This window comes from Paraburkholderia sp. A3BS-1L (assembly GCF_051125215.1).
GTDB lineage: Bacteria > Pseudomonadota > Gammaproteobacteria > Burkholderiales > Burkholderiaceae > Paraburkholderia.
This window is the reverse complement of record NZ_CP120442.1, coordinates 481,367-506,442: the sequence shown is the minus strand read 5'-3', so window position 1 is coordinate 506,442 and position 25,076 is coordinate 481,367. Positions and strand designations below refer to the sequence as shown.

At 63.9% G+C, this 25,076-nt stretch carries 23 protein-coding genes, 1 other RNA gene and 1 pseudogene; 6 read left to right on the top strand and 19 right to left on the bottom strand.

Annotation, left to right across the window (positions count from 1 at the left end; translation table 11 throughout):
- Nucleotides 1-85: 85 nt before the first annotated feature.
- Nucleotides 86-1,177, top strand: a complete 1,092-nt coding sequence (locus tag P5W99_RS02300; protein ID WP_434662393.1) for an anhydro-N-acetylmuramic acid kinase — start codon at nt 86-88, stop codon at nt 1,175-1,177.
- 81 nt (nt 1,178-1,258) lie between these two features.
- On the opposite strand, the gene erpA is transcribed toward P5W99_RS02300, so the two are convergent.
- The 3 genes from erpA to rplM all read right to left on the bottom strand — a co-directional run bounded on the left by erpA (nt 1,259) and on the right by rplM (nt 2,665).
- Nucleotides 1,259-1,624 carry an iron-sulfur cluster insertion protein ErpA gene (gene erpA, locus P5W99_RS02295; RefSeq protein ID WP_421023027.1) on the bottom strand — a complete coding sequence of 122 codons (366 nt, stop codon included), beginning with the start codon at nt 1,622-1,624 and terminating at the stop codon, nt 1,259-1,261.
- Nucleotides 1,625-1,832: 208 nt separating this feature from the next.
- Nucleotides 1,833-2,225, bottom strand: a complete 393-nt coding sequence (gene rpsI, locus P5W99_RS02290) for a 30S ribosomal protein S9 (protein ID WP_028216172.1) — start codon at nt 2,223-2,225, stop codon at nt 1,833-1,835.
- Nucleotides 2,226-2,236: 11 nt separating this feature from the next.
- Nucleotides 2,237-2,665 carry a 50S ribosomal protein L13 gene (gene rplM / locus P5W99_RS02285; protein ID WP_027795838.1) on the bottom strand — a complete coding sequence of 143 codons (429 nt, stop codon included), beginning with the start codon at nt 2,663-2,665 and terminating at the stop codon, nt 2,237-2,239.
- A gap of 634 nt (nt 2,666-3,299) precedes the next feature.
- Here rplM and P5W99_RS02280 point away from each other — a divergent pair.
- Complete coding sequence (locus P5W99_RS02280) at nt 3,300-3,722, top strand: OsmC family protein (RefSeq protein ID WP_421023026.1); 423 nt, start codon at nt 3,300-3,302, stop codon at nt 3,720-3,722.
- Nucleotides 3,723-3,804: 82 nt separating this feature from the next.
- Here the strand turns inward: P5W99_RS02280 and rnpB are convergent.
- The 3 genes from rnpB to pyrC all read right to left on the bottom strand — a co-directional run bounded on the left by rnpB (nt 3,805) and on the right by pyrC (nt 6,272).
- Nucleotides 3,805-4,215, bottom strand: an RNA gene (gene rnpB, locus P5W99_RS02275) — RNase P RNA component class A.
- A 78-nt stretch (nt 4,216-4,293) separates the two neighbouring features.
- The gene (locus tag P5W99_RS02270) at nt 4,294-5,208 is read right to left on the bottom strand and encodes a DUF3025 domain-containing protein (protein WP_421042674.1); all 915 of its coding nucleotides are present in this window, start codon (nt 5,206-5,208) and stop codon (nt 4,294-4,296) included.
- Between the two features lie 8 nt (nt 5,209-5,216).
- Entirely contained in the window at nt 5,217-6,272 is a 1,056-nt protein-coding gene (gene pyrC / locus P5W99_RS02265) for a dihydroorotase (protein WP_421042549.1), read from the bottom strand.
- A gap of 323 nt (nt 6,273-6,595) precedes the next feature.
- On the opposite strand from pyrC, the gene P5W99_RS02260 reads away from it, so the two are divergent.
- Complete coding sequence (locus P5W99_RS02260; protein ID WP_421042550.1) at nt 6,596-7,507, top strand: class II glutamine amidotransferase; 912 nt, start codon at nt 6,596-6,598, stop codon at nt 7,505-7,507.
- Between the two features lie 78 nt (nt 7,508-7,585).
- On the opposite strand, the gene P5W99_RS02255 is transcribed toward P5W99_RS02260, so the two are convergent.
- The 7 genes from P5W99_RS02255 to P5W99_RS02225 form a co-directional block, all read right to left on the bottom strand.
- Nucleotides 7,586-8,311 carry an amino acid ABC transporter ATP-binding protein gene (locus P5W99_RS02255; protein ID WP_421023023.1) on the bottom strand — a complete coding sequence of 242 codons (726 nt, stop codon included), beginning with the start codon at nt 8,309-8,311 and terminating at the stop codon, nt 7,586-7,588.
- Nucleotides 8,308-8,985 (bottom strand): glutamate/aspartate ABC transporter permease GltK, encoded by a 678-nt coding sequence (gene gltK, locus P5W99_RS02250; protein ID WP_421042551.1) that lies wholly within the window; start codon nt 8,983-8,985, stop codon nt 8,308-8,310. The genes P5W99_RS02255 and gltK overlap by 4 nt, the downstream gene beginning before the upstream one ends.
- Nucleotides 8,985-9,725, bottom strand: coding sequence for an amino acid ABC transporter permease (locus tag P5W99_RS02245; RefSeq protein WP_421023021.1), 741 nt, complete (start codon nt 9,723-9,725; stop codon nt 8,985-8,987). Before P5W99_RS02245 ends, gltK begins: the two co-directional genes overlap by 1 nt.
- An 81-nt stretch (nt 9,726-9,806) precedes the next feature.
- Complete coding sequence (locus P5W99_RS02240; RefSeq protein ID WP_421023020.1) at nt 9,807-10,700, bottom strand: glutamate/aspartate ABC transporter substrate-binding protein; 894 nt, start codon at nt 10,698-10,700, stop codon at nt 9,807-9,809.
- Nucleotides 10,701-10,926: 226 nt separating this feature from the next.
- Nucleotides 10,927-12,225: a Glu/Leu/Phe/Val family dehydrogenase gene (locus tag P5W99_RS02235; protein WP_421023019.1), complete on the bottom strand. Its 1,299-nt coding sequence runs from the start codon at nt 12,223-12,225 to the stop codon at nt 10,927-10,929.
- Nucleotides 12,226-12,363: 138 nt separating this feature from the next.
- Nucleotides 12,364-13,314, bottom strand: a complete 951-nt coding sequence (locus P5W99_RS02230) for a LysR substrate-binding domain-containing protein (RefSeq protein WP_421023018.1) — start codon at nt 13,312-13,314, stop codon at nt 12,364-12,366.
- 33 nt (nt 13,315-13,347) lie between these two features.
- Nucleotides 13,348-15,195 carry a tetratricopeptide repeat protein gene (locus P5W99_RS02225; RefSeq protein ID WP_421073485.1) on the bottom strand — a complete coding sequence of 616 codons (1,848 nt, stop codon included), beginning with the start codon at nt 15,193-15,195 and terminating at the stop codon, nt 13,348-13,350.
- 210 nt (nt 15,196-15,405) lie between these two features.
- Here P5W99_RS02225 and purB point away from each other — a divergent pair, with 210 nt between their 5' ends.
- On the top strand, nt 15,406-16,794 hold the full coding sequence (purB, locus tag P5W99_RS02220; protein ID WP_421042675.1) for an adenylosuccinate lyase: 1,389 nt from the start codon (nt 15,406-15,408) through the stop codon (nt 16,792-16,794).
- A gap of 84 nt (nt 16,795-16,878) precedes the next feature.
- Here the strand turns inward: purB and P5W99_RS02215 are convergent, their stop codons facing one another.
- The 4 genes from P5W99_RS02215 to edd all read right to left on the bottom strand — a co-directional run bounded on the left by P5W99_RS02215 (nt 16,879) and on the right by edd (nt 21,606).
- A complete protein-coding gene (locus P5W99_RS02215) occupies nt 16,879-17,382 on the bottom strand; it encodes a gluconokinase (RefSeq protein WP_421023015.1) in 504 nt (167 codons plus the stop codon).
- A gap of 18 nt (nt 17,383-17,400) precedes the next feature.
- Nucleotides 17,401-18,762: a gluconate:H+ symporter gene (locus tag P5W99_RS02210; protein WP_421042553.1), complete on the bottom strand. Its 1,362-nt coding sequence runs from the start codon at nt 18,760-18,762 to the stop codon at nt 17,401-17,403.
- Between the two features lie 257 nt (nt 18,763-19,019).
- The gene (gene eda, locus P5W99_RS02205; RefSeq protein WP_421073484.1) at nt 19,020-19,661 is read right to left on the bottom strand and encodes a bifunctional 4-hydroxy-2-oxoglutarate aldolase/2-dehydro-3-deoxy-phosphogluconate aldolase; all 642 of its coding nucleotides are present in this window, start codon (nt 19,659-19,661) and stop codon (nt 19,020-19,022) included.
- A gap of 61 nt (nt 19,662-19,722) precedes the next feature.
- Nucleotides 19,723-21,606, bottom strand: coding sequence for a phosphogluconate dehydratase (edd, locus tag P5W99_RS02200; RefSeq protein WP_421042555.1), 1,884 nt, complete (start codon nt 21,604-21,606; stop codon nt 19,723-19,725).
- A 276-nt stretch (nt 21,607-21,882) separates the two neighbouring features.
- Here edd and P5W99_RS02195 point away from each other — a divergent pair, with 276 nt between their 5' ends.
- Nucleotides 21,883-22,740 carry a MurR/RpiR family transcriptional regulator gene (locus P5W99_RS02195; protein WP_421023011.1) on the top strand — a complete coding sequence of 286 codons (858 nt, stop codon included), beginning with the start codon at nt 21,883-21,885 and terminating at the stop codon, nt 22,738-22,740.
- Between the two features lie 162 nt (nt 22,741-22,902).
- Here the strand turns inward: P5W99_RS02195 and P5W99_RS02190 are convergent.
- Together P5W99_RS02190 and P5W99_RS02185 are read right to left on the bottom strand one after the other, a co-directional pair.
- Nucleotides 22,903-23,412, bottom strand: a pseudogene (locus tag P5W99_RS02190) (YadA family autotransporter adhesin); the annotation flags it as partial.
- Nucleotides 23,413-23,449: 37 nt separating this feature from the next.
- Entirely contained in the window at nt 23,450-23,923 is a 474-nt protein-coding gene (locus tag P5W99_RS02185) for a hypothetical protein (protein WP_434661630.1), read from the bottom strand.
- A 95-nt stretch (nt 23,924-24,018) separates the two neighbouring features.
- Here P5W99_RS02185 and P5W99_RS02180 point away from each other — a divergent pair, with 95 nt between their 5' ends.
- Nucleotides 24,019-25,071, top strand: a complete 1,053-nt coding sequence (locus tag P5W99_RS02180) for an IS630 family transposase (RefSeq protein ID WP_434661628.1) — start codon at nt 24,019-24,021, stop codon at nt 25,069-25,071.
- The last annotated feature ends 5 nt before the right edge of the window (nt 25,072-25,076 follow it).

The following is a 25,076-nucleotide window of genomic DNA, read 5'->3' as shown; positions in this document are numbered from 1 at the left end:
TTCCCGCACTCACGAAAGGAGCATCAACGTGGCGCCCGCACGCAAAGACAGCGCATACCCGGCCGACGGCGTGTATTTCGGCCTGATGTCCGGTACCAGCATGGACGGCGTGGACGGCATCGCCGTGCGATTCGAACACGGCAAGCGGCCCGTGGTGCTCGCGGAGGCCTTCGTGGGCTTCGCGCAGGGCCTGCGCGACGCGCTCTTTTCGCTGCAGCAGCCCGGTGAGAACGAGATCGTGCGTGCCTCGCTCGCGGGCAATGCGCTCGCGGCCCGCTATGCGGTCTGCTGCCACGAGCTGCTGCGCTCGGGCAATCTCTCCTCGGACGAGGTGCGCGCCATCGGCGCCCACGGCCAGACCGTCCGCCATCGGCCCGAGAAGGGCTTTACGGTGCAGATCCAGAATCCCGCGCTGCTCGCGGAGCTCGCGCACATCGACGTGATCGCCGACTTCCGCAGCCGCGACGTCGCCTCGGGCGGTCAGGGCGCGCCGCTCGTGCCGGCGTTTCACGCGACGCTGTTCGGCTCGCTCGACGAAACGCGCGTCGTCTGCAATCTCGGCGGCATCAGCAACATCACGGTGCTCTCGTCGACGGGCGCGGTGCGCGGCTTTGACTGCGGGCCGGCCAACGCCCTGCTCGACCTGTGGGCCGAGCGGCATCTGGGCAAGCCCTACGACGACAACGGCCGGTTCGCGGCGAGCGGCGCGCTGCATCAGCCGCTGCTGAACGTGCTGCTCGACGAGCCGTTCTTCGAGCAGCCACCGCCCAAGAGCACGGGGCGCGATCTTTTCAACGCGCAATGGCTCGATCAAAAACTGAAGGGCTTCGAATCGCTCGCGCCGGCCGACGTGCAGGCTTCCCTCGTCGCGCTCACGGCGGTGAGCGTCGCGCGCGAAATCGAGCGTCATGCGGGGGATTGCCGGGCCGTTTACGTGTGCGGCGGCGGCGCGCGCAACAAGGCGTTGATGAGCGCACTGCAAAAGGCGCTGGAAACCAGCGGCGTGGCCGGCGTGCCGGTCGCAACAACCGGGGCGCTAGGCGTGCCGCCGCAGCAGGTCGAGCCGCTCGCCTTTGCGTGGCTCGCGATGCGCTGCGTCGCACGCGAGCCGGGCAACCTGCCGGCCGTGACGGGCGCGGCGGGCGAACGCGTGCTGGGTGCGATTTATCCGAAATAGAAAGCCCGCGCGATGAATTCGCGAGCGCAGAAACGAAAAACGGGGCTTGATGCCCCGTTTTTTACTGCCGGACGTGTGCGCTCAAACCGAGAACGACGAGCCGCAACCGCAGGTGGTCGTGGCGTTCGGGTTCTTGATGACGAACTGAGCGCCGTTCAGATCGTCCTTATAGTCGATCTCGGCGCCGATGAGGTACTGATAGCTCATCGAATCGATCAGCAACTGGACGCCGTTCTTGTTCATCACGGTATCGTCTTCGTTGACGGCCTCGTCGAACGTGAATCCGTACTGGAAGCCCGAACAGCCGCCGCCCTGCACGAACACACGCAGCTTCAGCTCCGGATTGCCTTCCTCGTCGATCAGTTGCTTGACCTTGTCAGCCGCTGCGTCGGTAAAGACGAAGGGACCGGGCATTTCAGTCACGGGGGTCTCGGTGACAGCGTTCATTCGAACTCTCCAAAAAAGCTTCTAGTCGCTATTGTAGGGCTCTTCCGCAGTTCGTGCTGAAACCCACGAAATCAAGGGGTTTTCGCCACTTGTTTGCGGCCGGGCATAAATGGATGCCCATCAAACGAAAAAGCCGTCCGGCGCATGAGCGCGGACGGCTTTTGCAGCAGCGCTGCGCCCGGTGAAGAGCGCCGCGCCGAAGCGCAAATTAACGCTTCGAGAACTGCTTGCGGCGACGTGCCTTGTGGAAACCGACCTTCTTACGTTCCACTTCACGTGCATCGCGGGTCACGAAGCCAGCTTGCGACAGTGCCGGCTTGAGCGTTGCGTCGTAGTCCATCAGCGCGCGCGTGATGCCGTGGCGAACTGCGCCGGCCTGGCCGGTTTCGCCGCCGCCGTTCACGTTCACCTTGATGTCGAACGTCGTGGCGTGGTTCGTGAGTTCCAGCGGCTGACGCACGATCATGAGCGACGTTTCGCGCGAGAAGTAGTCGGCGATGGGCTTGCCATTGACGATGATGTCGCCCTTGCCCGACTTGATGAAGACACGAGCGACGGCGCTCTTGCGGCGGCCCGTACCGTAATTCCAGTTACCGATCATGTGGGCTCCCCTTAGATCTCGAGCGCCTTCGGCTGTTGTGCCGAGTGCGGGTGCGTTGCGTCTGCGTAGACCTTCAGCTTCTTGATCATCGCGTAGCCGAGCGGGCCCTTGGGCAGCATGCCCTTCACGGCCTTCTCGAGCGCACGGCCCGGGAAGCGCTCTTGCATTTTGCCGAACGTCGTTTCGTAGATACCGCCCGGGTAGCCCGAGTGACGGTAGTACTTCTTGTCGGTGGTCTTGTTGCCCGTGACCTTCAGCTTGCCGGCGTTGATGATGATGATGAAATCACCCGTGTCGACGTGCGGGGTGAACTCAGGCTTGTGCTTGCCGCGAAGACGGCGTGCCACTTCGCTGGCGACACGGCCGAGAACCTTATCCGTCGCGTCAATCACGTACCATTCGCGCTGCACTTCATGTGCCTTGGCGGAAAAAGTCTTCATGATCGATCCAAAAAATATGCTGTGCCCTGTTTTTTGGTCCTGCTTGTATGGTGACGCTCGTTGACGTCGGCGCAGGCTCTCCCTGGTTCGGGTTTCCCCGTCTCCGCTCGGACATGGATGCGGAGAACCTACGATTATAAAGGGAAAATTGGCGCGTCGTCAAAGTTTACGCGCGCCGGCGCAGGGGCGGCGCCAAAAACAGCGGACGAAAAAAAGCCCAAGCGCGTTTGCCTGGGCTTAATCCACCTTTTGGAGGAGGGTGGAGGAGACATGCTGAGGTGTCGTGAAACACGACAACCAATGAGACGAATTATACGGATCGACCTTGTGCGACGCAAGGAAATTTGCATCGTGAAAATAAAACCCATAATATGAAATTCAAATGCGGTGCACAGAACCATATTTTTTGCATACAAATCAATGCCTTGCAAATATCCATAGGCTAAACAGCATGCATCGGCTAGAGCAAACCCCCTAATTGCACGAGGGAAATCCGATTGCCCCTGAGATTTTGCGCCGCAACATTCAAGCAAGGTGAATGGCTCGCATGCGTCACGTGCCCCCCCCCCGGACATACCAGTAGGACCGGGCTACAATGCCGGCTGAATCGAGAAAATTGCGCAGGGGCAAACGCATGGAATGCAAAGTAAGCTGGATGGGTCAGGATGGGATGGCGTTCGCAGCCGAAACGGGTAGCGGCCACCTCGTCAACATGGACGGCGCGCCGGAAGGCGGCGGCCACAATCTCGCGCCGCGCCCGATGGAAATGGTGCTGCTCGGCACGGGCGGCTGCACGGCCTACGACGTGGTCCTGATTCTGAAGAAGAGCCGCCAGGAAGTTACCGGCTGCAACGTGACGCTGAAGGCCGAACGCGCGAGCGAAGATCCCAAGGTCTTCACGAAGATCCATTTCCACTTCACCGTGACCGGCAAGAATCTGAACCCGGCCACCGTCGAGCGCGCGATCAATCTCTCGCACGACAAGTACTGCTCGGCCTCGATCATGATCGGCAAGACGGCCGACATCACGCACTCGTTCGAGATCGTCGCAGTCTAGGATCTGCGGCGAAAATCGGCGGCAAAAGAAAAAGCCGGCGCGGTTCTTCAATGAACCGCGCCGGCTTTTTGCATGAATGAGGCGGCAAAGCAGGCCGATAAGCCGGATTCTGTGCACGCGCCGCGCCCGAAGGCACGCCGCGCGTGGCAGCCATTCCTCTAGGCGCGCCATTGCTGACGCGCTCAAGCTTCCTACCCGCAGACGAGACGGGGGCCCCGTCCTGCATCTCGAAGATGCGCGCCTGCCTACTTGGAATTGCTCCGGGTGGAGGTTACCGTGCCGTCTACGTCGCCGCAGACGCGGTGCGCTCTTACCGCACCGTTTCACCCTTACCTGATCCCGACCGAAATCGGGCCATCGGCGGTCTGTTCTCTGTTGCCCTGTTCCGCGTGTCGCCACGGATGGCCGTTAGCCATCACCCTGCCCTGTGGAGTCCGGACTTTCCTCGCCCCCTCGGCGTGAACCTCGGGGCCGCGACTGCCTGGCCTGCTTTGCGAGGCGCGATATTAGCACGGGTGAGTCCGTCGCGCGCAGTGCCTGCCGAATGCGCCGGGCACCTCACGCGACGCACTTAGCGTGCGCGCCGGCCCGGGCGAAATACGGCGGTGTCGTTGTAGAACGACGGGTCTTCGTTCGGCGCCCACCAGCCCGGAATGCCCAGCACTGGCAGCGGCGAGAAGCTGCGCCCGTTCAGATGCCCGTCGGCGGCGAGCGTCGCGCTCACCGTTTCGTCCAGATACGTGTTTCGCTGCGCGCGCGGCCACGCAAAGTACGCCGGCGGAACGTCGATTACCCACGCGTGCGCCGTGCACGCAGCATAGGGCACGATCAGCTTCTCCAGCAACGCATGGCCGAATACGTGGACCTCGCAGCGCGCCAGCGGGTGTGCCACGGTGGCCGTTGCCCCCGTCGTCATCGGCGCGGTATCCCATGCAGAGAGTCCCTCGACGAACAACGCGCGCCAGTCGAAGCCGCGCAACGCCTGTGTGAGCGCAGGATCGGCGCTCGCGAACAGCACTGCGTTCTCGTCGAATAACGTCAGCGCGTCGCGCACGCCGCCGCGCGTGGGCCCCACGCCGAGCACGTCGATCGCCGCCGCCTGGCGCGCGTTGAGCGCCGCCTTGATGCGCGGGAACGCAAACCAGGCCAGCGCGTTAAAGAAGTCGTGGAGATTGTGGCGCGTGGGCACGCACCCCGTCGCGGCAATGTGGGCCTCGTAGGCGGCGCCTTCGGGCAGATCGTCCTGCGCGATGAATGCGAGCCGCTGGCCGCGGCCCGTGAGCTGTTGCGCGGCGCACGCATCGGCGTTCAGCTCGTCGAGATAGTGCGCATAGCCCGCCAGCGCGGCTTGCTGCCAGCGCCGGCCGCGCGCCTCGTGCTGGGCGAACCAGGGGCGCGCCCAGTCGATGTCGGCGAAACTGCCTTCTGGCAAAGTCCGGCGCGCCGCGCCGGACTTTGGCGCTCCGGGCGTCGCTGCGCCGGGCATCGCTACGTTCAAATCAGCTTCCAGCCGATCGTCTCGCCGCCACGCAGCGGCACGACGGGCGCGTCGCCAACGCTGATTTCCGCCGGCAGCGTCCATGGCTCGCGGCGCAGCGTGACGGTTTCCGCACTGCGCGGCAGCCCGTAAAAATCGGCGCCGAAAAAGCTCGCAAAGCCCTCGAGCTTGTCGAGCGCGCCGGCGTTGTCGAACGCCTCGGCATAGAGTTCGAGCGCGTGCAGCGCCGTATAGCAGCCCGCGCAGCCGCATGCGTGCTCCTTCAGGCCCTTCGGGTGCGGCGCACTATCGGTGCCGAGGAAAAAGCGCGCGTCGCCCGAGGTAGCCGCCTCGACGAGCGCCACGCGATGCGTCTCGCGCTTGAGCACCGGCAGGCAGAAGTAATGCGGACGAATGCCGCCCTGGAACAGCGCGTTGCGGTTGTACAGCAGGTGGTGCGCCGTGATCGTCGCGCCCAGCAGACCGGGCGCCGCGTGGTCCGCGCGAATGTAATCGACGGCGTCCTTGGTCGTGATGTGTTCGAAGACCACCTTCAGGGCCGGAAAATCGCGGCGCAGCGGCGTCATCACGCGGTCGATGAAAATCTTCTCGCGGTCGAACAGGTCGATGTCGGCGCTCGTCACTTCGCCGTGCACCAGCAGCGGCATGCCTGCTTCCTGCATCGCCTCGAGGGTCCGTGCGCATTTGCGGATATCGGTCACGCCCGCGTCCGAATTGGTCGTCGCGCCCGCCGGGTAAAGCTTCACGCCATGCACGAAGCCGCTCGCCTTTGCGAGGCGGATTTCCTCGGGCGGCGTGTTGTCGGTGAGATAGAGCGTCATTAGCGGCTCGAACTTCGCGCCCGCGGGCAACGCTGCGAGAATGCGCTCGCGGTAGGCCGCGGCCTGCGCGGTCGTCGTGACCGGAGGCTTCAGGTTCGGCATGATGATCGCGCGGCCGAACTGGCGCGCCGTATGCGGCAGCACCGCTGCAAGCATCGCGCCGTCGCGCACGTGCAGGTGCCAGTCGTCAGGGCGGGCGAGCGTGAGAGTCGTGGGTGTGGAAGCGTTCATGGCTAGTGTGAGGCGCGGTGCGCCACGGATGATCGGACTGCGAAATCAGGGTGCAAAGCACGGGGCTGCAAGGCGTTGGACGCCAGGCGCGGCGTCGCGCGCGCACGACAGTCCGCGCGGCAACCCGCACGCGGCCATCATGCGCCAATACCGCGCCGGTGCGCTTACGCGAGCGCCGGGAATGCGTCCGACAAATTTCGTACTGGCGCGCCGCGGCCCGGTGATATGCTTGGAAAATCGTCATTGTACCGGGTCGCCTTTCACGGGGAGCACGCCAGAGCTCCCGCACCCCGTACCTGCGTTACGTACGCACCATAAGCATCATGTGCCAACTTCTCGGAATGAACTGCGCCGCGCCAACGGACGTCACGTTCTCCTTCACAGGATTCGCGGCGCGCGGCGGCGCCACCGACCACCATGCCGACGGCTGGGGCATCGCATTCTTCGAGGACAAGGCCTGCCGCCTGTTCATCGACCACGAGGCGTCGGCGCGCTCGCCCATCGCCGAAATGGTCAAGCGCTACCCGATCAAGTCGCGCAACACCATCGCCCACATCCGCAAGGCCACCCAGGGGCATACGTCGCTCGAGAACAGCCATCCGTTCCAGCGCGAGCTCTGGGGCCGCCACTGGATCTTCGCGCACAACGGCGACCTGCAGGACTTCAATCCGGTCATGACGGACGTCTATCAGCCGGTCGGCACCACCGATAGCGAACTGGCTTTCTGCACGCTGTTGCAAGGCCTGCGCAAGGCTCATCCGGGGACCCAGCCGCCGCTCGACGAACTGTTCGCGACGCTGGAATCGCTCACGCGCGAAATTACCCAGTTCGGCGTGTTCAACTTCCTGCTGTCGAACGGCCAGGCGCTGTTCGCCCATTGCTCCACGCATCTGTACTACCTCGTGCGCAGTTGGCCGTTTTCCACTGCGCATCTGGTCGATGCCGATGTCTCGATCGACTTCGCAAAATACACCACGCCCGAAGACCGCGTGTCGGTGATCGCCACCGCGCCGCTCACCGACAACGAGGTCTGGACGCGCTTCGCCCCCGGCGATCTGCTGATGTTCCAGCATGGCGACGTCGTCGCGCGCAGGAGCGTGCCGGTGCCGCAAAAGGTGCTCGACAAGCTCAAGAATCCGTCGACGGACGCCTCGGCGAGCGCATCGCGCGTGGCCGCCCAGCCGGGTGCGGTGGACCCGCAAGTCGCCGCCGCCTTGCAGACCTGGGGCGAATGACGCGGCGCTCATGCCCGAACGAAAAAACCGCGCGGTGAAGGCCTGCGCGGTTTTTTTATGCCTCGCGGCGCGAAACGCTCAGTGCAGGATCTTCGCGAGAAAGTCCTTCGCGCGGTCCGACTTCGGATTCGCGAAGAAGTCTTCCTTGCGGTCGTCCTCCACGATGAGCCCCTTGTCCATGAAGATCACGCGGTGCGCGACCTTCTTGGCGAAGCCCATTTCGTGCGTCACGCACATCATGGTCATGCCTTCCTGCGCGAGCTCCACCATCACGTCGAGCACCTCGTTGATCATCTCGGGGTCGAGCGCCGAGGTAGGCTCATCGAACAGCATCGCGATGGGATCCATCGACAGCGCGCGCGCAATCGCCACGCGCTGCTGCTGACCGCCCGAGAGCTGGCCCGGGAATTTGTCCGCATGCGCGCGCAGGCCCACGCGGTCGAGCAGCTTCAGGCCCTTCGTGGTGGCCTCGTCCTTGCCGCGACCAAGCACCTTGATCTGCGCGAGTGTGAGGTTCTCGGTGATCGACAGGTGCGGGAACAGCTCGAAGTGCTGGAACACCATGCCCACTTTCGCGCGCAGCTTCGAGAGATTGGTGCGCTTGTCGCCCACCGACTGGCCGTTCACGAGGATCTCGCCCTGCTGGAACGGCTCGAGTCCGTTGACGGTCTTGATGAGCGTGGATTTGCCCGAGCCCGACGGCCCGCACACCACCACCACCTCGCCCTTCTTCACTTCCGTCGTGCAGTCGGTCAGCACCTGGAACGGGCCGTACCACTTCGAAACGTTCTTAATTGAAATCATCTTGCGACCTTTTTCTGAAGACTTTTCACAAGGGTCGACGCGATCACGCAGATCACGAAATAGCATGCGCCCGCGAACAGTACCATCTCGACCATCGTTCCGTCACGGTCGCCGATATTGGTGGCGGTGCGGAAGAAGTCAGCGAGGCTGATCACGTAGACGAGCGAGGTATCCTGAAACAGCACGATGGCCTGCGTGAGCAACAGCGGCACCATCGCCCGGAACGCCTGCGGCAGCACCACGTAGCGCATTGCCTGGCCGTAGCGCATGCCGAGCGCGAACGAGGCATTCACCTGCCCGCGCGGCACCGCCTGAATGCCGGCGCGGATGATCTCCGAATAATACGCGGCCTCGAACAGCGAGAACGCGACCATTGCGGAAGCCAGCCGAATGTCGATATCGGGCGAGAGGCCGAGCACATTCTGCAGGAACTGCGGCACGATCAGGAAGAACCACAGCAGGACCATCACGAGCGGAATCGAGCGGAACACCGTGACATAGCCCTGAGCGAACCAGGCGAGCAGCTTCACGCCCGAGAGGCGCATGAGCGCGATCAGCGTGCCCCACAGAATCCCCACGACGATCGCGCAGACCGTGATCTTGAAGGTGACGATGGCGCCGGTCCACAACGTCGGCAGCGCGCCCGGAATACCGCTCCAGTCGAAATGATGCATCACTTGCCTCCGATATAGCCGGGCAGCCTGGACTTCGCCTCGACCCAGCGCATCAACGCCATGACGATCAGGTTGATCAGCACGTAGGCGAGCGTGACCGAGATGAACGACTCATAGCTTTGCGCGGTGTAGTCGACGAGCTGGCGCGCCTGCGCGGAAAGATCGAGCAGGCCGATTGTCGACGCCACCGCCGAGTTCTTGAAGATGTTGAGAAACTCGGAGGTGAGCGGCGGCACGATGATGCGGTAAGCCACCGGCAGCAGGACGTAACGATACGTCTGCCACTGCGTGAAGCCCATCGCGAGACCGGCGGCGCGCTGGCCGCGCGGCAACGCGTTGATGCCCGAGCGCACCTGCTCGCACACGCGCGCCGCCGTGAAGAGCCCGAGACAGATCACCGACGACGTAAAGAACTGCACGCCGGGCGGCAGTTGCTTGAACGCGTTGCCAAGCGACGGCGGCACGATTTCCGGCAGCACGAAGTACCAGATGAAGAACTGCGCGATAAGCGGGATGTTGCGGAAGATCGCGACATAGACGGTGCCCGCGGCGGCCGCGTAGTTGTTCGGCACCGTGCGCAGCACGCCGAACAACGAGCCGACGATGAGCGCGATCACCCACGCGCAGAGCGACACCGACACCGTCACCCAGAGGCCCGAGATGATCCAGCCGAGATAGGTGGTAGGTTCGCCCGTCGAGACCGGGCTGAGCAATATGCCCCAGTTCCAGTGGTAGGACATGAAGAGCCTCCAACAAAAAGAACGGAAGAAGCGCGGCTTCTTCCGTTCTGTTTTACACGCCGATCAGGCTTCTCGCCCAGATCAGTCGATTGCCTTGTCGTTCGGGCTCTTGAAGAGCGCCTTCATGTCGTCGCTTTCCGGGAAGTTCAGGTTGAGGCCCTTCGGCGGAATCGGCGATTCGAACCACTTCTTGTAGATCGCATCGGCTTGTCCCGAGGTCTCGACCTTCGCGATGGCGTCGTCGGCGACCTTCTTGAACTCGGGGTCGTTCTTGCGCATCATGCAGCCGTAGGCCTCATGCGATTGCGGCGTGCCGACGATCACGAAATCGCCAGGATTGTTCGACTTCGCGCGCTCGCCCGCGAGCAGTGCGTCGTCCATCATGAATGCGGCTGCGCGGCCCGTGGAGAGCGTCATGAACGACTCGCCATGGTCCTTCGCGCTGATGATGTTCATGCCCAGGCTCTTGTCCTGGTTCATCTTGCGCAGGAGGCGCTCGGACGTCGTGCCTGCCGTCGTCACGACGGTCTTGCCCTTGAGGTCGGCGAAGTCCTTGATGCCCGAATCCTTCTTCGTCATGAGACGCGTGCCGATCACGAAGATCGTGTTCGTGAAGGCGGCTTGCTGCTGGCGTTCGGCGTTATTGGTCGTGGAGCCGCACTCGATGTCGATCGTGCCGTTCTGCACGAGCGGAATGCGGTTCTGCGAGGTGATCGGCACCATCTTGACCTTGAGGTTCGGCATATTCAGCTTCTGCTTCACCGCCTCGACGATCTTCATCGCGAAGTCTTGCGAGTAGCCGACCACGTTCTGCTTGTCGTCATAGTACGAAAACGGAATCGACGATTCACGGTGACCCAGCGAGATGACGCCCGTGTCCTTGATTTTCTTGAGCGTGCCCGAGTCCTGCGCATGTGCGCTCACGGCAACGAAACCGAGGGTGGCGAGAACGAGCGCAGCCTTTTTGATTTTCATCCTTGATCTCCTTGGCAAGAATCGCCGCCAGTGTAGCAAAGTAATTTTATTGAAAGAATTAAGGTGGACCCTGGCGCTGGCATGAATGTTTTATACACCGCCAATGCAAAAGCAGGCGGCCCTTTTTGAGGGCCGCCTGCCTTCTTTCAGCAACGATTCAAAACGTAATTTTTACCGCCGCCGGATGCTTTGCGCTTCGGGGGTGCGCTCCGAAGTTGCGCTTCGATCAGGGGTACAGGCCGCGCATTTCGCGCGCCATCAAGATGCGCTTACATGCAACGATGAACGCCGCCGTACGCATCGACACGCCCTGCTCGCTCGCCACCTGCCAGACCGCCGTGAATGCTTCGCGCATCACGCGCTCGAGACGCTCGTTGATCTCGGACTCGGTCCAGAAGAAGCTCGAGAAGTCCTGCACCCATTCGAAGTACGAAACGGTCACGCCACCCGCGTTCGCCACGACGTCCGGAATGATGAGGACGCCCTTGTCGTGCAGGATGTCGTCGGCGGCCGTCGTGGTCGGGCCGTTCGCGCCTTCCACGATGATCTTCGTGCGGATCTTGCCCGCGTTGTGCTCGGTGATCTGGTTTTCCAGCGCGGCCGGAATCAGGATATCGGTTTCGATGGTCCAGAATTCTTCGTTGCTGAGCATGTCCGCGCCCGGGAAACCTGCCACGCCACCGTTCTTGCCCACGTGCTCGAGCAGCGCCGCTGCGTCCATGCCGGTCGACTTGTAGAGCGAGCCGGTGTGATCCTGCACGGCCACGATCTTCGCACCCGCTTCCTGGAACAGACGTGCGGCGATGCCGCCCACGTTGCCGAAGCCCTGCACGGCGATGCGTGCGCCTTCGATCGACAGACCCTTGCGGCGCGCCGCTTCGCAGCCCACGACGAACACGCCGCGGCCGGTTGCCTCGCGCCGGCCCAACGAGCCGCCGAGCGAGATGGGCTTGCCCGTCACGACGCCCGTGGCCGTCTGGCCCTGGTTCATCGAGTAGGTGTCCATCATCCACGCCATGATCTGCTCGTTCGTGTTCACGTCCGGCGCAGGAATGTCAGTGTTCGGTCCGATGATGATGCCGATCTCGCTGGTGTAGCGGCGCGTCACGCGCTCGAGCTCGCCACGCGAGAGCGTGCGCGGATCGACGCGGATACCGCCCTTCGCGCCGCCGTATGGCACGTTCACTGCAGCGTTCTTCACCGACATCCACGCGGACAGCGCCATCACTTCGGAGAGCGTAACGTCCTGGTGGTAACGCACGCCGCCCTTGCCGGGACCGCGTGAAACGTTGTGCTGCACGCGATAGCCTTCGAAATGCGCAACGGTGCCGTTATCGAGTTCGATCGGGCAGTCCACGATCAGGATGCGCTTCGGACGCTTGAGCGTTTCGAGCCAGCGCGACAGCGAGCCGAGATACGGCGCCACGCGGTCGACCTGACGAAGATAGTTGCCCCACGGACCAAGATCGTCCGCGTGAAGGTAAGAAGGAACCGACGACACTGCAGACTGCGATTGGGAAGACATGAACGCTCCGGCGATCGATGAAGTGGAGCCATTGTCAGAAAACGCCCACACGAAATCCAATGCCGTTTGATCATCCCGTTATGCATTTCGTGCATAACGTTTTCAAAATCGAAAAAACGTGTCGCGCCCGGTTGGTGCTCAGTTGCGCGCAACCTCGTCGCTCACGACGTTCCACAATGCGCGCACGAGCGCCTCGCGCGCGTCCTCGCCCTGAGAGGCGAGCTTGTCGCGGTAGAGCCGAATCTCCATGTCGATCGTGAACTGGCCCTCAGGCACGCCGCGCGTGCCGCGATCGAGCCGGATCAGCTTGCCCTGCGCGACGGCGTCCTCCACCGCGCTATGCGGCAGGAACGCGATGCCGTGGCCCGCGAGCGCCATGGCCTTGAGGCCTTCGGCCATGTCGGTTTCATAGACGCGGTCCAGATACAGCCGCGCCGGCGCATTGGAGACGATCACCTCGGTCATGCGGCCCAGATAGGCGTTCGGCGTGTAGGAGAGATACGGCGTGGGCGCATCGGCCGTGCCGGGCAGCGTATAGCGCGCGCGGCCCGCGCGCTGCGGCGCCGAGTACGGGCTGATGGGTTCGATGCCGAGCGTGAGCGTGTCGTAGCGCGCGGGGTCGAGCGTCACCGGGTGGCTCGGATGGTGATAGCCCATCACGAGATCGCAGCCGCCCTCCACGAGCGAGAGCACCGCGTCGTGCACGTTCAGCGCGCGCAGGCGCGTGTGGATCCGGCCGAGCTTCGCTTCGATACGTTGGAGCCAGCGCGGGAAATACGTGAGCGAGAGCGTATGCGGCACCGCGAATTCGATCGTCGCGGCGGGCGTGGCGGTATGGCCGCGCAGCACGGTGCGCGCTTCGTGAAACTGCGAAAGCATCGCGAGCGCCTGCTCGTAGAACACCTGGCCCGCGGAAGTCAGCCGTGTGGGATAGACCGAACGATCGATAAGTTCGGTGCCCAGCCACGCTTCGAGCGCCTGGATGCGGCGCGAGAATGCCGGCTGCGTGACGTGTCGCAGCTCGGCCGAGCGGCTGAAACTATGCGTCTCCGCCAGTGAAACGAAGTCTTCGAGCCATTTGAGTTCCATGCGAAGCCAGAGTGCGGATGAGAAGTCCGCATTCTAGGCCCGCTCGCGCCTGCATGGGATGCTTTCAGCCCGGTACGGCTCGGCTCGAGCGGTCGTGAGCGCCGCCTTCAGTTCGGTCACCACGCTGTCCCAATCGCCGAGCGTGGTTTGCCGGAACAGCCGCGCCGATGGATACCAGACCGAATCGGTGCGCTCCATGCCCCAACGCCAGTCGGGCTGTGCGGCAAGCAGCACCCACACCGGCTTGCCGAGCGCGCCCGCGAGATGCGCAACCGAGGTATCGACGGTAATCACGAGATCGAGGCTTTCGATGAGCGCGGCGGTGCTCGCAAAATCGTGGAGATCGTCGCCGAGCGCGTGCAGCGGCCAGCGCCCCGCGACCTCGGCGAGCTGCGCGGCACCGGGCCCCTTCTGGATCGCCAACCACGCGTTGCCCTCGAGCGCGGCGAGCGGCAGCAAGGACGTGAGCGGCACCGAGCGGAACGTGTCGAACAGGTGAAGCGGATTGCCGGCCCAAACCAGCCCGATGCAGCGCGGCGCGCCGCCCGCGAGGGCCTCTACGCGCGCGCGCCAGGCGGTGGCCTGCGCGGCATCGGCGTGCATGTAGGGCACCGGCGCATGGATCGGCCGGCCAGGAAACTTCAGCGGCAAGCTCATCACATCGCACCAGTAGTCGTAGCGCATACGGATCGCTTCGTCGGCCGGCGCGGCGTCGAGCACATTCGCCACGCCCGGCACGGTCGCGGCGAGCGCGGCCAGTTCCGGCGCGACCCACGCGTCGACCTGCGCGCCCATCTCCGCGAGCAGACCCGCGTAGCGCACGAACTGGATCTGGTCGCCCACGCCCTGTTCGCGCGCGATCAGGAAACGCTTGCCCGCGAGCGGCTCGCCCTGCCATTTGGCGCACGGCAGCTTGCGGTAATTGGCCTTGCCGGTCGTCGTGGTCTTGCGGTGCTCGAAAAGCGGCCAGCCCCCGGCATATTCGCCGCGGCGCAGCATCAGCATGCCGAGCTGGAACTGCGGCTCCGGCAAGCCCGGGCACATTTCGAGCGCGCGGCGATAGTTCACCTCGGCCTCGTCGTAACGTGCGAGCGCCGTGAGCGCGAACGCGAGATTGTTCACGGCGCCCGCTGCGTCGGGCTTGAGCGCCATGGCGCGCCGATAGTGAGGAATCGCTTCCGCATAACGATGCATTGCGTCGTAGACGTAACCCAACTCGAAATGCGCATTGGCGTTCTCCGGCTCGAGCACGGCCATCCGCTCGAAGCAGGCGGCGGCCTGTGCGTGTTCCCTGGCCAGGCGCAGGAGCTTGCCGAGATGCGTAAGCGTTTTCGTGTCGTCTGGATCGAGTGCGCGCGCATCCTGATATTGCGCGACCGCCTCCGGCGCGCGGCCGGCCTTTTCGAGCGCGCGGCCCAGATTTAACGCGAAATGCACCGAGTGCGGGTCGAGCAAGCGAGCCCGCCGATAGTGCTGCTCCGCGCAGGCGAGATCGCCAAGTTCCATCAGCGCATTGCCAAGATTGTTGTGCGCATTCGCAAACTCGGGCGCGATCTCGATGGCCTTGCGTTGCAGCACGGCAGCGGCCGCGTGATCGCCCAGCCGCGCCGCGACCACGCCACGATTGCCCAGCAATTCGGCGTCGCCGGGCGCCTGCGCAAGCGCGCGATCCATCAGTTGCGCGGCGCGTTCGGGGTCGCCGTGATTGAGTGCCACCACGCCGAAGTAATGCAGCGCGGCGGGATGATCAGGCTGCAGGTCGAGAATGCGCGCGTAGAACGCCTGCGCGTCGCCCAGCCGGCCGGCGCGGTGATGCGCAAGGCCGGCTTCGAGCAGCGCGGCAATCTCATGGCGGGGCGCGGGAGAGATATCGTGATTCATGCGAGGTGCAAAAACAAAGAGCGACTGAAGCCGCAAACCGCGCCACTCTATATCCGTCTCGTATATCACCATCGTCCCGTACGGCATCCGATGGCACCCCGGTGCGTCACGCTTGGGGGGAATCGCTCCGGCCCCTGTCAGCGTGGTGATAAAATATGCGGCTCCCCCCGGTTCCTTTCTGACCGTAACGCCATACGTTACGTCCCCATCATGTCCGATACTCGTCCCGATACCCTCTTCGCGCTCAACGCGCTCTCCCCGCTCGACGGCCGCTACGCCTCGAAAACCGAAGCCCTGCGCGACTGGTTGTCGGAAGCCGCGTTCATGCGCAACCGCGTGACCGTCGAAATCCACTGGCTCATCGCGCTCTCGCAGGCCGGTTTCGCGGAAGTGCCGCGCTTTTCGGCAGCCTCCGAGCAATTCCTGCTCAAGCTCGCCGAAAACTTCACGGCGCACGACGCCGCGCGCATCAAGGACATTGAGCGCGTGACGAACCACGACGTGAAGGCCGTCGAGTACTGGCTCAAGGAATCGGTGAAGGGCCAGCCGGAACTAGAGCGCGCGAGCGAGTTCATCCACTTCGCCTGCACCTCGGAAGACATCAACAACACCTCGCACGGCCTGATGCTCGCGGGCGCTCGCGAGCACGTGATCCTGCCGGCGCTGCGCTCGGTGCATCAGCGCCTCATCGCGCTCGCGCACGCGCAGGCCGACCAGCCGATGCTCTCGCGCACGCACGGCCAGCCCGCCAGCCCGACCACGCTCGGCAAGGAAGTCGCCAACGTCGCGGCGCGTCTTGCGCGTGCGATCCAGCGCATCGAGAAGGTCGAACTGCTCGGCAAGATGAACGGCGCGGTGGGCAACTTCAACGCGCATCTCTCGGCGTATCCGGAATTCGACTGGGAAGCGTTCTCGAAGGACGTCGTCGAAAAGCGCCTGAAGCTCACCTTCAACCCGTACACGATCCAGATCGAGCCCCACGATTACATGGCCGAACTGTTCGACGCCATCGCGCGCGCCAACACGATCCTGCTCGACCTCGACCGCGACGTGTGGGGCTACATCTCGGTCGGCTACTTCAAGCAGAAGACCAAGGCCGGCGAAATCGGCTCGTCGACGATGCCGCACAAGGTCAACCCGATCGACTTCGAGAACTCGGAAGGCAACCTCGGCCTCGCCAACGCCACGCTGCGCCACCTCGCGGACAAACTCCCGGTCTCGCGCTGGCAGCGCGACCTCACCGACTCGACGGTGCTGCGCAACATCGGCGTCGCGTTCGGCTACTCGCTGCTCGCGTACGACTCGCTGATCCGCGGTCTGGACAAGCTCGAAGTGAACCCGCTGCGCCTGAACGAAGATCTCGACGCCACGTGGGAAGTGCTGGCCGAGCCGGTGCAGACGGTCATGCGCCGCTACGGCATCGAAAACCCGTATGAGCAGTTGAAGGAGCTCACGCGCGGCAAGGGCATCACGCGCGAAGCGCTGCAGACCTTCGTGAGCGGTCTTGCGATTCCGGAAGACGCGAAGCAGCGTCTGATGGCGATGACGCCAGCTTCGTACGTCGGCAAGGCGGCGGAACTGGCCAAGCGTATTTCGTAAGCCAACTACCCGCCGTCTCAACAAAAAGGCGCTTCGTTCATTGCGAACGAAGCGCCTTTTTTACATCCACCCAAAGCGCAGCGATCAACTCGCGCGGCGCGTCTCCAGCTGCCTGGTCACCTCATCGACGATCTGTTCGGGCGTGTGCTCGATGCTCACCTCGATCGCCTCGTCCGGTCCCGGCGCTTCGAGCGTGTCGAGCTGGCTTTGCAGCAAGGACGGATCGAAGAAGTGGCCCGTGCGCGACGCGAGGCGCTCGTGCAGCACCTCGAAGCTGCCCTTCAGATAAACGAAGAATACATCGCGGTCGCTGCCGCGCAGGATGTCGCGATACGACCGCTTGAGCGACGAGCATGTGAACACTGCCGTCTCCTGCGCGCGCTGCTTTTCCTCGATGGCTGCGCGGATCGTGCGCAGCCACGGCCAGCGGTCGTCGTCGGTGAGCGGGATGCCGTCGTGCATCTTCTTCTTGTTGGCTTCGCTATGGAAAGCGTCGCCGTCGGTGAAGCTGCAGTGCAGGCGCTCGGCCAGCAACTCGCCGATGCGGGTCTTGCCCGCGCCCGACACGCCCATCGCGATCAGAATCATTGCTGCGCCCTCTTTTTTTTACACCACGCTCGCCAGCACAAAGGTCAGCCCGAGACCCATCAGCGAAATAATAGTCTCGCACAGCGACCAGGTCTTGAACGTCTGGCCGACCGTCATGCCGAAGTATTCCTTGATCAGCCAGAAGCCGCCGTCGTTGACGTGCGAAAAGATCAGCGAGCCCGAGCCCGTCGCGAGCACCAGCAGTTCGGGGCTCACAGCCGCGCCGCTCGCGGCCGCAACCGGCGCGACGATGCCGCAGGCCGTCGTCATGGCAACGGTAGCCGAGCCGGTCGCGAGACGGATCAGCGCCGCGACGAACCAGCCGAACAACAGCGGCGAAAGATGCGCCGACTGCGCCACCGCGACGATCTCCTTCGAGATGCCGCCGTCCATCAGCACGCGGCCGAAGCCGCCGCCCGCGCCCACGATGAGCGTGATGCCCGCGATCGGTGCGAGGCAGTCGCCGCAGAACTTCTGGATCTGCGCGCGGTTGAAGCCGCGTTGCGCGCCGAAGGTCCAGAAGCTGACCAGCACCGCAATCAGCAGCGCGACGTCCGAAGTACCGACAAAGTGCAGCAGACTGTTCGGCAGGGTCTTGGGCGTGAACACGAGGTCGGCCCAGCTGCCGATCAGCATCAGGATCACCGGCAGCAGAATCGTGAAGAGCGTGATGCCGAAGCTGGGCAGCTCGTGATCGGCCTTGATCTTCATTTCACCGATGAACTGGTCCGCGAGCGGATTGTTCTCGGGCAGCTTGACCGTGCGGTGAATGAGCAGCGCGAACAGCGGACCGGCGACGAGCGCGGTCGGAATCCCGACGATCAGGCCGTACGCGATGGTCTTGCCGATGTCGGCATGATACGCCTGCACCGCGAGCAGCGCGGCCGGGTGCGGCGGAATCAGGCCGTGCACGACCGACAGGCCCGCGACCATCGGCAAGCCGACGAGCAGCAGCGATTTGCCCGTGCGTTTGGCGACGTTGAACGCGATCGGAATCAGCAGCACGAAGCCGACTTCGAAGAACACCGGCAAGCCCACGATGATGGCGACGAACATCATCGCCCAGTGGATGTTCTTCTCGCCGAACCAGCGGATCAGCGTCGTGGCGACGCGCTCGGCGCCGCCCGATTCGGCCATCATCTTGCCGAGCATGGTGCCGAGGCCCACCACGATGGCAATGTGGCCGAGCGTATTGCCGTTGCCGGTTTCGAACGATTTGACGATCGTATCCATCGGCATGCCGGCAGCAAGGCCAAGCAGCAACGAAACGATGATCAGGACAAGGAACGGATAAACCTTCCAGCGCGTGATCATGAAGATCAGCGCAGCGATCGCGACGACCGCGTAAATCAGCAGCGTACTGCCGTGGGCCACTCCCATGAGGCTCTTCTCCTGTTAGTTGTCTTTGTTCTTCCGCAGCGGCGCGAGCACGTCACCAGGCTGCACGGAAGGGCTCGGCTGTCGAGGGGCCGAGGTTGTAGAGGTTATAGCGGCTTTCTGAGCCGCGTGCGTGAAAAACGGGCGCAAGACAGTCGAGCCGCGCAGGCCATGCGCCCCGAAGGGCGCTGCCTGCGCGGCTCGCGGATGCAACAGAACCGGGGCGCGAACGTCCGGAATACCGCCCGCCACATGCAACGTCAGCGCACCGGGCGCGACAGCTCGCTCGCGGCGCGCGCAAGGCGCGTCACTTCAGCCCAGTCCTGGGCGGCGAGCGCCGCCTTCGGCGTGAGCCACGAGCCCCCCACGCAGACCACATTGGGCAGCGCGAGGAAGTTGATCGCCGATTCGGCGGTGATGCCGCCCGTGGGGCAGATCTTGAGCGTCGGGAACGGGCCATGGAAGGCCTGCAGCATGTTGAGGCCGCCCGCAGGCACCGCCGGGAAAAACTTGACGATCTCGTAGCCGAGCTCCATCGCCACGATGATGTCCGTCGGCGTCATGACGCCGGGCAGCAGCGGCAGCCCCGCATCGAGCGATGCCTGATGAATCTCGCGCGTGAGGCCCGGCGAGACGCCGAACTGCGCGCCGGCCTTTTTTGCTAGCGCGCAATGCTCGGGCTTCGTGATCGTGCCCACGCCTACGACGATGTCCGGCGCGATCTGCGCAGCACGCTCGATTGCCTGGAGACCGGCCGCCGTGCGCAGCGTGATCTCCAGCACCTTCACGCCGCCCACATGCAGCGCGCGCGAAACGTGCTCGCCCTGCTCGGGCGTGTCGAATGCCAGCACCGGGATCACCGGGCCGAGGCGGACAATGTCGGCCACCGTGCTTGTTGCCATGATCAGGCTCCTTGATGATGAATTCAGTTTGTCGTGCTGTTCGCGCCGCTCAGTGCGTCGCCTAGTGCGTCGCGCGTGCTGCAGCGGTGGCAGCAGCCGGCGTGGCCGGCGCTTCACCGACGAGCGATCCGAACACCGACGCGCCCAGCTCCGCGGGCGCGGCAGCAGCGCGGAACACGCCGAACAGTTCGCGGCCAAAGCCCACTTCGTTGCTTTCCTGGTGCGCGGGCTGCGCGACGGGACGCGCGTTCCACTCGGCCTCGTCCACCTCCACGTCCAGCACGCCCGCGACCGCGTCGATCACGACGATGTCCCCATTGCGCACCTTGCCGATCGGCCCATGCAGCAGCGTTTCGGGCGAAATGTGGATCACGGCCGGCACCTTGCCTGACGCGCCCGACATGCGCCCATCGGTCACGAGCGCGACGTGGAAGCCCTTGTCCTGCAGCACGCCGAGCAGCGGCGTGAGGCGGTGCAACTCCGGCATGCCGTTGGCGCGCGCGCCCTGGAAGCGCACGACGGCCACGAAATCGCGCTCGAGTTCGCCGCGATCGAACGCTTCCTGCACGGCCTCCTGCGATTCGAACACGATGGCCGGCGCACGCACGAGGCGATGGTCGGGCGCCACCGCCGAAATCTTGATGACGCCGCGGCCGATGCGGCCTTGCATCAGGCGTAGGCCGCCGTCTGGCTGGAACGGCTCGGGAAGCGGACGCAGCACGGCCGTATCGGCGCTCTTCTCGACCGCCGGCACCCACGTGAGCTTGCCGTCGAGCAGCTTCGGCTCTTCGGTGTAGTGGCGCAGGCCCTCGCCCGCCACCGTCTTCACGTCTTCATGCAGCAGGCCGCCGTCGAGCAGCTCGCGCACGAGAAAGGCGATGCCGCCCGCCGCATGGAAATGATTCACATCGGCCTTGCCGTTCGGATAGACGCGCGCGAGCAGCGGCACCGCAGCCGAAAGCTCGTCGAAGTCGTTCCAGTCGATGATGATGCCCGCCGCGCGCGCCATCGCCACGAGGTGCAGCGTATGGTTGGTCGAGCCGCCCGTCGCCATCAGCGCGACGATGCCGTTGATCACCGCCTTCTCATCGATCACGTGGCCGATCGGCGTGTAATTACCGCGCTCGACGGTGAGCTCGAGCACGCGGCGCGCAGCCGCTGCCGTAAGTTCGTCACGCAGCGGCGTGTGCGGATGGATGAACGCCGAACCCGGCAGATGCAGGCCCATGACCTCCATCAGCATCTGATTGCTGTTGGCCGTGCCGTAGAACGTGCAGGTGCCGTGGCCGTGGTATGCCGCGGCCTCGGATTCGAGCAGCGCCTCGCGGTCGCACTGGCCCGTCGCGAACTTCTGGCGCACCTTCGCTTTGTCGTCGTTCGAGATGCCGCTCGTCATCGGGCCGGCAGGCACGAAAATCGTGGGCAGATGACCGAATTGCAGCGCGCCGATCAAGAGGCCCGGCACGATCTTGTCGCACACGCCAAGGCACAGCGCCGCGTCGAACATGTTGTGCGTGAGCGCCACGGCCGTGCTCATCGCAATCACTTCGCGCGAGAATAGCGACAGCTCCATGCCGGCATTGCCTTGCGTGACGCCGTCGCACATCGCGGGCACGCCGCCCGCGAACTGCGCGACGCCGCCCACTTCGCGAGCGGCCATCTTGATGATGTCGGGGAAATCTTTGTAGGGGGCGTGCGCCGAAAGCATCTCGTTATAAGACGAGACGATGCCGATGTTAGGCTCGCGGATCGCCTTGATGGCGATCTTGTCGCGCCCTTCGAGACCGGCGAAACCGTGCGCGAGATTCGCGCACGACAGCGCGCCGCGCGCCGGGAAATGACCCTGCGCCGCTGCAATGCGCGCGAGATAGGCCTCGCGTGTCGGCTTGCTGCGCTCGATCACGCGCCGCGTGACCTTCATCAACTGCGAATGCGGGGAAACCATCGAATCTCCTTCCATTTTTATCTCGCGGGACGCTCGGGGACACATCGCGCGATCCGGTCAGCGATGCGGCGATGTTAGTAGAAAAACTACAAGCCCGCAATCCCAGTTTTGCCTGGGAAACTGAATCATGCAAACCCTGAACATCCGATATTTGCGGGAATATGCCTTACTCCGGTTAAACCCCGCTTGCATCTTCCCAACGATTCTTGTAGTTTTTGTACAAACCAATCGCCCCGCTATTGTCAGCGGATCTTTCAGCATAGTGCGAGTTTCCCGATGCTGCTGTCCCAAGTGAAGGCCATCCACGAACAGTTGCGCCCGTCCGAGCGCAAGCTCGCCGATTACATCGTCGAAGCACCGCGAGAACTGCTTGACCTTTCCATGACCGAGGTCGCGCAACGTGCGGGCGTGAGCCAGCCGACCATCGCGCGCTTTTGCCACGCACTCGGGTTCTCGGGATTCCGGGAGTTCAAGATTCGCCTCGCGCAAGCCGTGGCCGCCGATCTGCCCACGGAAATGCCTGCGGTTTACCGCGACGTGAGCCCGGACGAGCCCGTGTCCGGTGTCGCGGCCAAAGTGCTCGACCGGACGATCGGCGCACTCGTGCAAGTGCGCAACAACCTCTCCACGGACGCGCTCGGCGCCGCTATCGACCTGCTCGCCAAGGCATCGCGCATCGAGTTCTATGGCGCGGGGGGGTCCGGCATCGCGGCGCAGGACATGCAGCACAAGTTCTTTCGACTCGGCATGCCGAGCGTCGCCTATTCCGATCCGCACACATTCCTGATGTCGGCGGCGCTGCTCGGGCCGGGCGACGTGGTCGTCGCCATCTCGAACACCGGACGCACGCGCGACGTGGTGGATGCGGCGCAAACAGCGCTCGACCGCGGCGCGAAGGTGATCGCGATTACGCACGGCACCTCGCCGCTTGCGCGCCTCGCGAGCGTGGGCCTGCACGCGAATGTCGACGAAGACACCGACGTCTTCTCGCCGATGACCTCGCGCACCTCGCACCTCGCGATAGGCGACATTCTTGCGGTGGGTGTGGCGCTGCAGCGAGGCCCGGCACTAGCCGAAAAGCTCGCCAACGCGAAGGACATCATCGCGCGGCGCCGGCTGGACGCGAACAGCTAAACACATCGCGCGAGCGGATGCGCCGAAAATCGTGCCCCCAATAGAAAAAGCGGGCTCACGAAGGAGTCCGCTTTTTTTTTCGGCCGAAACTACGGGCCTGGCAATAGCGGTGTCCTTGCTCACCAGAAGCGGATGTCCCGCTCCCGGATTGCCATCAGACACTTACCACTGGTACGACATACCCGTGCCGTAGGTAGCCCCGCCACTTGCTGCGTAGCCACCGCCCAGCTTCACCTTGATGTTCTAGGTGATGCGGGCCGTTGCCCCGATTGCAGCCGCCTGGTAGCCCTGGAAGTTGGCCGTACCGACACCGAGCGCAATGGTCTTGCCCTGGTCGACGTCCGGGATCATAGTCAGCGCGGTTGCTGCTGCGACGCCACCGTAGGCATTACGCGCCACGGAACTCAAGCCGCTCTGGAGCGAATTCATGCTGCTCTGGAACTGCCCCATGTTGACCGCGTCGGTCGGGTTGACGCCCGCTGCGACATTGGTGATCCGGCGCTCGTTACCCGCCGAACCAACGGACACCATGTTCGCCTCGTCCGCCACCGAGTTCGCACCCAGCGCGACCGAGTTGTCCGCCTTAGCCGCGGCCTTCTCGCCCATTGCAGTCGAGTTCGCGCCCGTTGCCGTTGCGCCGCCGCCCGCCGCGATCGAGTTGGAGCCCGTGGCCGAATCCGGGTCGCTCGTCGAGTTGGTCGACATGTATTCAGGACCGGTGATGTTGATGTTCTGAATGGCCTGGTTCAGGTTCGAGACTTCCACGTTCGTCGCGTACAACTGCGCACCCGTGACAGCGCCCGCAGCGACGTTGTGCGGCTTGACCGGTCGGTGCAGTCGCGCCAATGCCGCCGAACGTTACCGAACCCTTCGTCGCGTCGTCGTAAGCAACCAACGAATTCGTCACGTTTCCCGAGCTGTCCACGATCGCGCCCATCGCTTGAAGCTGCGCGACGTTCACTGGGTCGTTGGCCGTTACGCCGTTCGCCACGTTATGGATGGCAACCGGTGTGTTCGAACCGGCGCCGCCCAGCGTGATCGAGGACTTCGACGTGTCGTCGTAGGCCACGAGCGCATTCGTCACGTTGCCGGAGGTGTCGACAGTCATGCCCATCGCTTCGAGCTGAGCAAGGTTCACGGCGTCACTGGCTTCCGAGGCGTTTGCGACGTTCGTTAGCTTCACAGGACCGCTCGTGGCGTGTTGATGTCCGCGCAGAACTGCCCCACTAGTCGATTGCGTCATTGAATTAGCACCCCGTGTGTGTTCAGATACAGGTCATGGGAAAAATGAATCTGACAGATATCGAACGGGAGCAACTGCAGTCGGCCGCGCGTAGCCGAACCGTGCGGGCGGCGGACGTGCGACGTGCGAAGTTGATCTTGATGCTCGAGGACGGCGAGTCGCGCGACAGCATCATGCGCACACTCGGTTGTGACTCTCGCTTCATCGCGCGCTGGTCGGCGCGATTCCTCAGTGAGCGGCTGGCCGGCATGTATGCCCGGCACCCCGGGCGAGCGCCCAGGGTGCCACCCGCGAGACTGGAAGCGCGGGTGCTCAATCGCACCCTCAGGCACAAACCCCCGGACGGCTCGACAAACTGGAGCAGCTACAAGCTCGCGGCAGAACTCGGCGACGTGTCGGTCTCGAGCGTGCAGCGCATCTGGCGCAAGCACGGTATCAAGCCGCAGCAGCTCGAGCGGCACATGGTCTCCAACGACCCGGACTTAGAGGCCAAGGCGGCCGACGTGATTGGGCTGTACCTGAACCCGCCGGCACACGCAGCGGTGTTCTGCGTGGACGAGAAGACGGCGATCCAGGCGCTCGACCGCAAGGACCGAATGCTGCCGCTGTCGCCGGGGCGCGCTGAGAGCCACGGCTTCGAGTACAAGCGCAACGGCACGCTCAGTCTGTTCGCGGCATTCAACACTGCCACCGGCGAGGTGTTGGGCAAAACGGCGGCACGCCACACCAGCGAACAGTTCGTGGCCTTCCTGACCGACGTCGTTGCCAGCCAGCCCAAACGCCGCGAAATCCATGTCATCTGCGACAACGTCAGCAGCCATAAGACGCAGCGGGTCGCCGAGTTCCTCGATGCCCATCGCAACGTGCGCCTGCACTTCACGCCGACCTACTCGTCGTGGCTCAACCAGGTGGAGAACTGGTTCTCGCGCATCCAGCGCGATGTGATCGCGCGCGGCATCTTCAGTTCAGTGAAGGATCTGGATCGCAAACTGATGCATTACATTCGCGAGCACAACAAGAACCCGAAGCCAATCAAGTGGAAATATGCCGAACCTTCGCGTCGGATCCGAGCGGTGCCAATTCAATGACGCAG

What these genes read in the sequence shown, in the direction of transcription:
- P5W99_RS02210 (WP_421042553.1), bottom strand. Translation starts at nt 18,762, where the DNA reads ATGGGAGTGGCCCACGGCAGTACGCTGCTGATTTACGCGGTCGTCGCG.
- P5W99_RS02195 (WP_421023011.1), top strand. Translation starts at nt 21,883, where the DNA reads ATGCTGCTGTCCCAAGTGAAGGCCATCCACGAACAGTTGCGCCCGTCC.
- eda (WP_421073484.1), bottom strand. Translation starts at nt 19,661, where the DNA reads ATGGCAACAAGCACGGTGGCCGACATTGTCCGCCTCGGCCCGGTGATC.
- erpA (WP_421023027.1), bottom strand. Translation starts at nt 1,624, where the DNA reads ATGAACGCTGTCACCGAGACCCCCGTGACTGAAATGCCCGGTCCCTTC.
- edd (WP_421042555.1), bottom strand. Translation starts at nt 21,606, where the DNA reads ATGGTTTCCCCGCATTCGCAGTTGATGAAGGTCACGCGGCGCGTGATC.
- P5W99_RS02225 (WP_421073485.1), bottom strand. Translation starts at nt 15,195, where the DNA reads ATGAATCACGATATCTCTCCCGCGCCCCGCCATGAGATTGCCGCGCTG.
- rpsI (WP_028216172.1), bottom strand. Translation starts at nt 2,225, where the DNA reads ATGATCGGTAACTGGAATTACGGTACGGGCCGCCGCAAGAGCGCCGTC.
- P5W99_RS02280 (WP_421023026.1), top strand. Translation starts at nt 3,300, where the DNA reads ATGGAATGCAAAGTAAGCTGGATGGGTCAGGATGGGATGGCGTTCGCA.
- P5W99_RS02260 (WP_421042550.1), top strand. Translation starts at nt 6,596, where the DNA reads ATGTGCCAACTTCTCGGAATGAACTGCGCCGCGCCAACGGACGTCACG.
- purB (WP_421042675.1), top strand. Translation starts at nt 15,406, where the DNA reads ATGTCCGATACTCGTCCCGATACCCTCTTCGCGCTCAACGCGCTCTCC.
- P5W99_RS02235 (WP_421023019.1), bottom strand. Translation starts at nt 12,225, where the DNA reads ATGTCTTCCCAATCGCAGTCTGCAGTGTCGTCGGTTCCTTCTTACCTT.
- P5W99_RS02245 (WP_421023021.1), bottom strand. Translation starts at nt 9,725, where the DNA reads ATGTCCTACCACTGGAACTGGGGCATATTGCTCAGCCCGGTCTCGACG.
- P5W99_RS02230 (WP_421023018.1), bottom strand. Translation starts at nt 13,314, where the DNA reads ATGGAACTCAAATGGCTCGAAGACTTCGTTTCACTGGCGGAGACGCAT.
- P5W99_RS02270 (WP_421042674.1), bottom strand. Translation starts at nt 5,208, where the DNA reads ATGCCCGGCGCAGCGACGCCCGGAGCGCCAAAGTCCGGCGCGGCGCGC.
- P5W99_RS02215 (WP_421023015.1), bottom strand. Translation starts at nt 17,382, where the DNA reads ATGATTCTGATCGCGATGGGCGTGTCGGGCGCGGGCAAGACCCGCATC.
- P5W99_RS02255 (WP_421023023.1), bottom strand. Translation starts at nt 8,311, where the DNA reads ATGATTTCAATTAAGAACGTTTCGAAGTGGTACGGCCCGTTCCAGGTG.
- rplM (WP_027795838.1), bottom strand. Translation starts at nt 2,665, where the DNA reads ATGAAGACTTTTTCCGCCAAGGCACATGAAGTGCAGCGCGAATGGTAC.
- pyrC (WP_421042549.1), bottom strand. Translation starts at nt 6,272, where the DNA reads ATGAACGCTTCCACACCCACGACTCTCACGCTCGCCCGCCCTGACGAC.
- gltK (WP_421042551.1), bottom strand. Translation starts at nt 8,985, where the DNA reads ATGCATCATTTCGACTGGAGCGGTATTCCGGGCGCGCTGCCGACGTTG.
- P5W99_RS02300 (WP_434662393.1), top strand. Translation starts at nt 86, where the DNA reads ATGTCCGGTACCAGCATGGACGGCGTGGACGGCATCGCCGTGCGATTC.
- P5W99_RS02240 (WP_421023020.1), bottom strand. Translation starts at nt 10,700, where the DNA reads ATGAAAATCAAAAAGGCTGCGCTCGTTCTCGCCACCCTCGGTTTCGTT.
- P5W99_RS02180 (WP_434661628.1), top strand. Translation starts at nt 24,019, where the DNA reads ATGGGAAAAATGAATCTGACAGATATCGAACGGGAGCAACTGCAGTCG.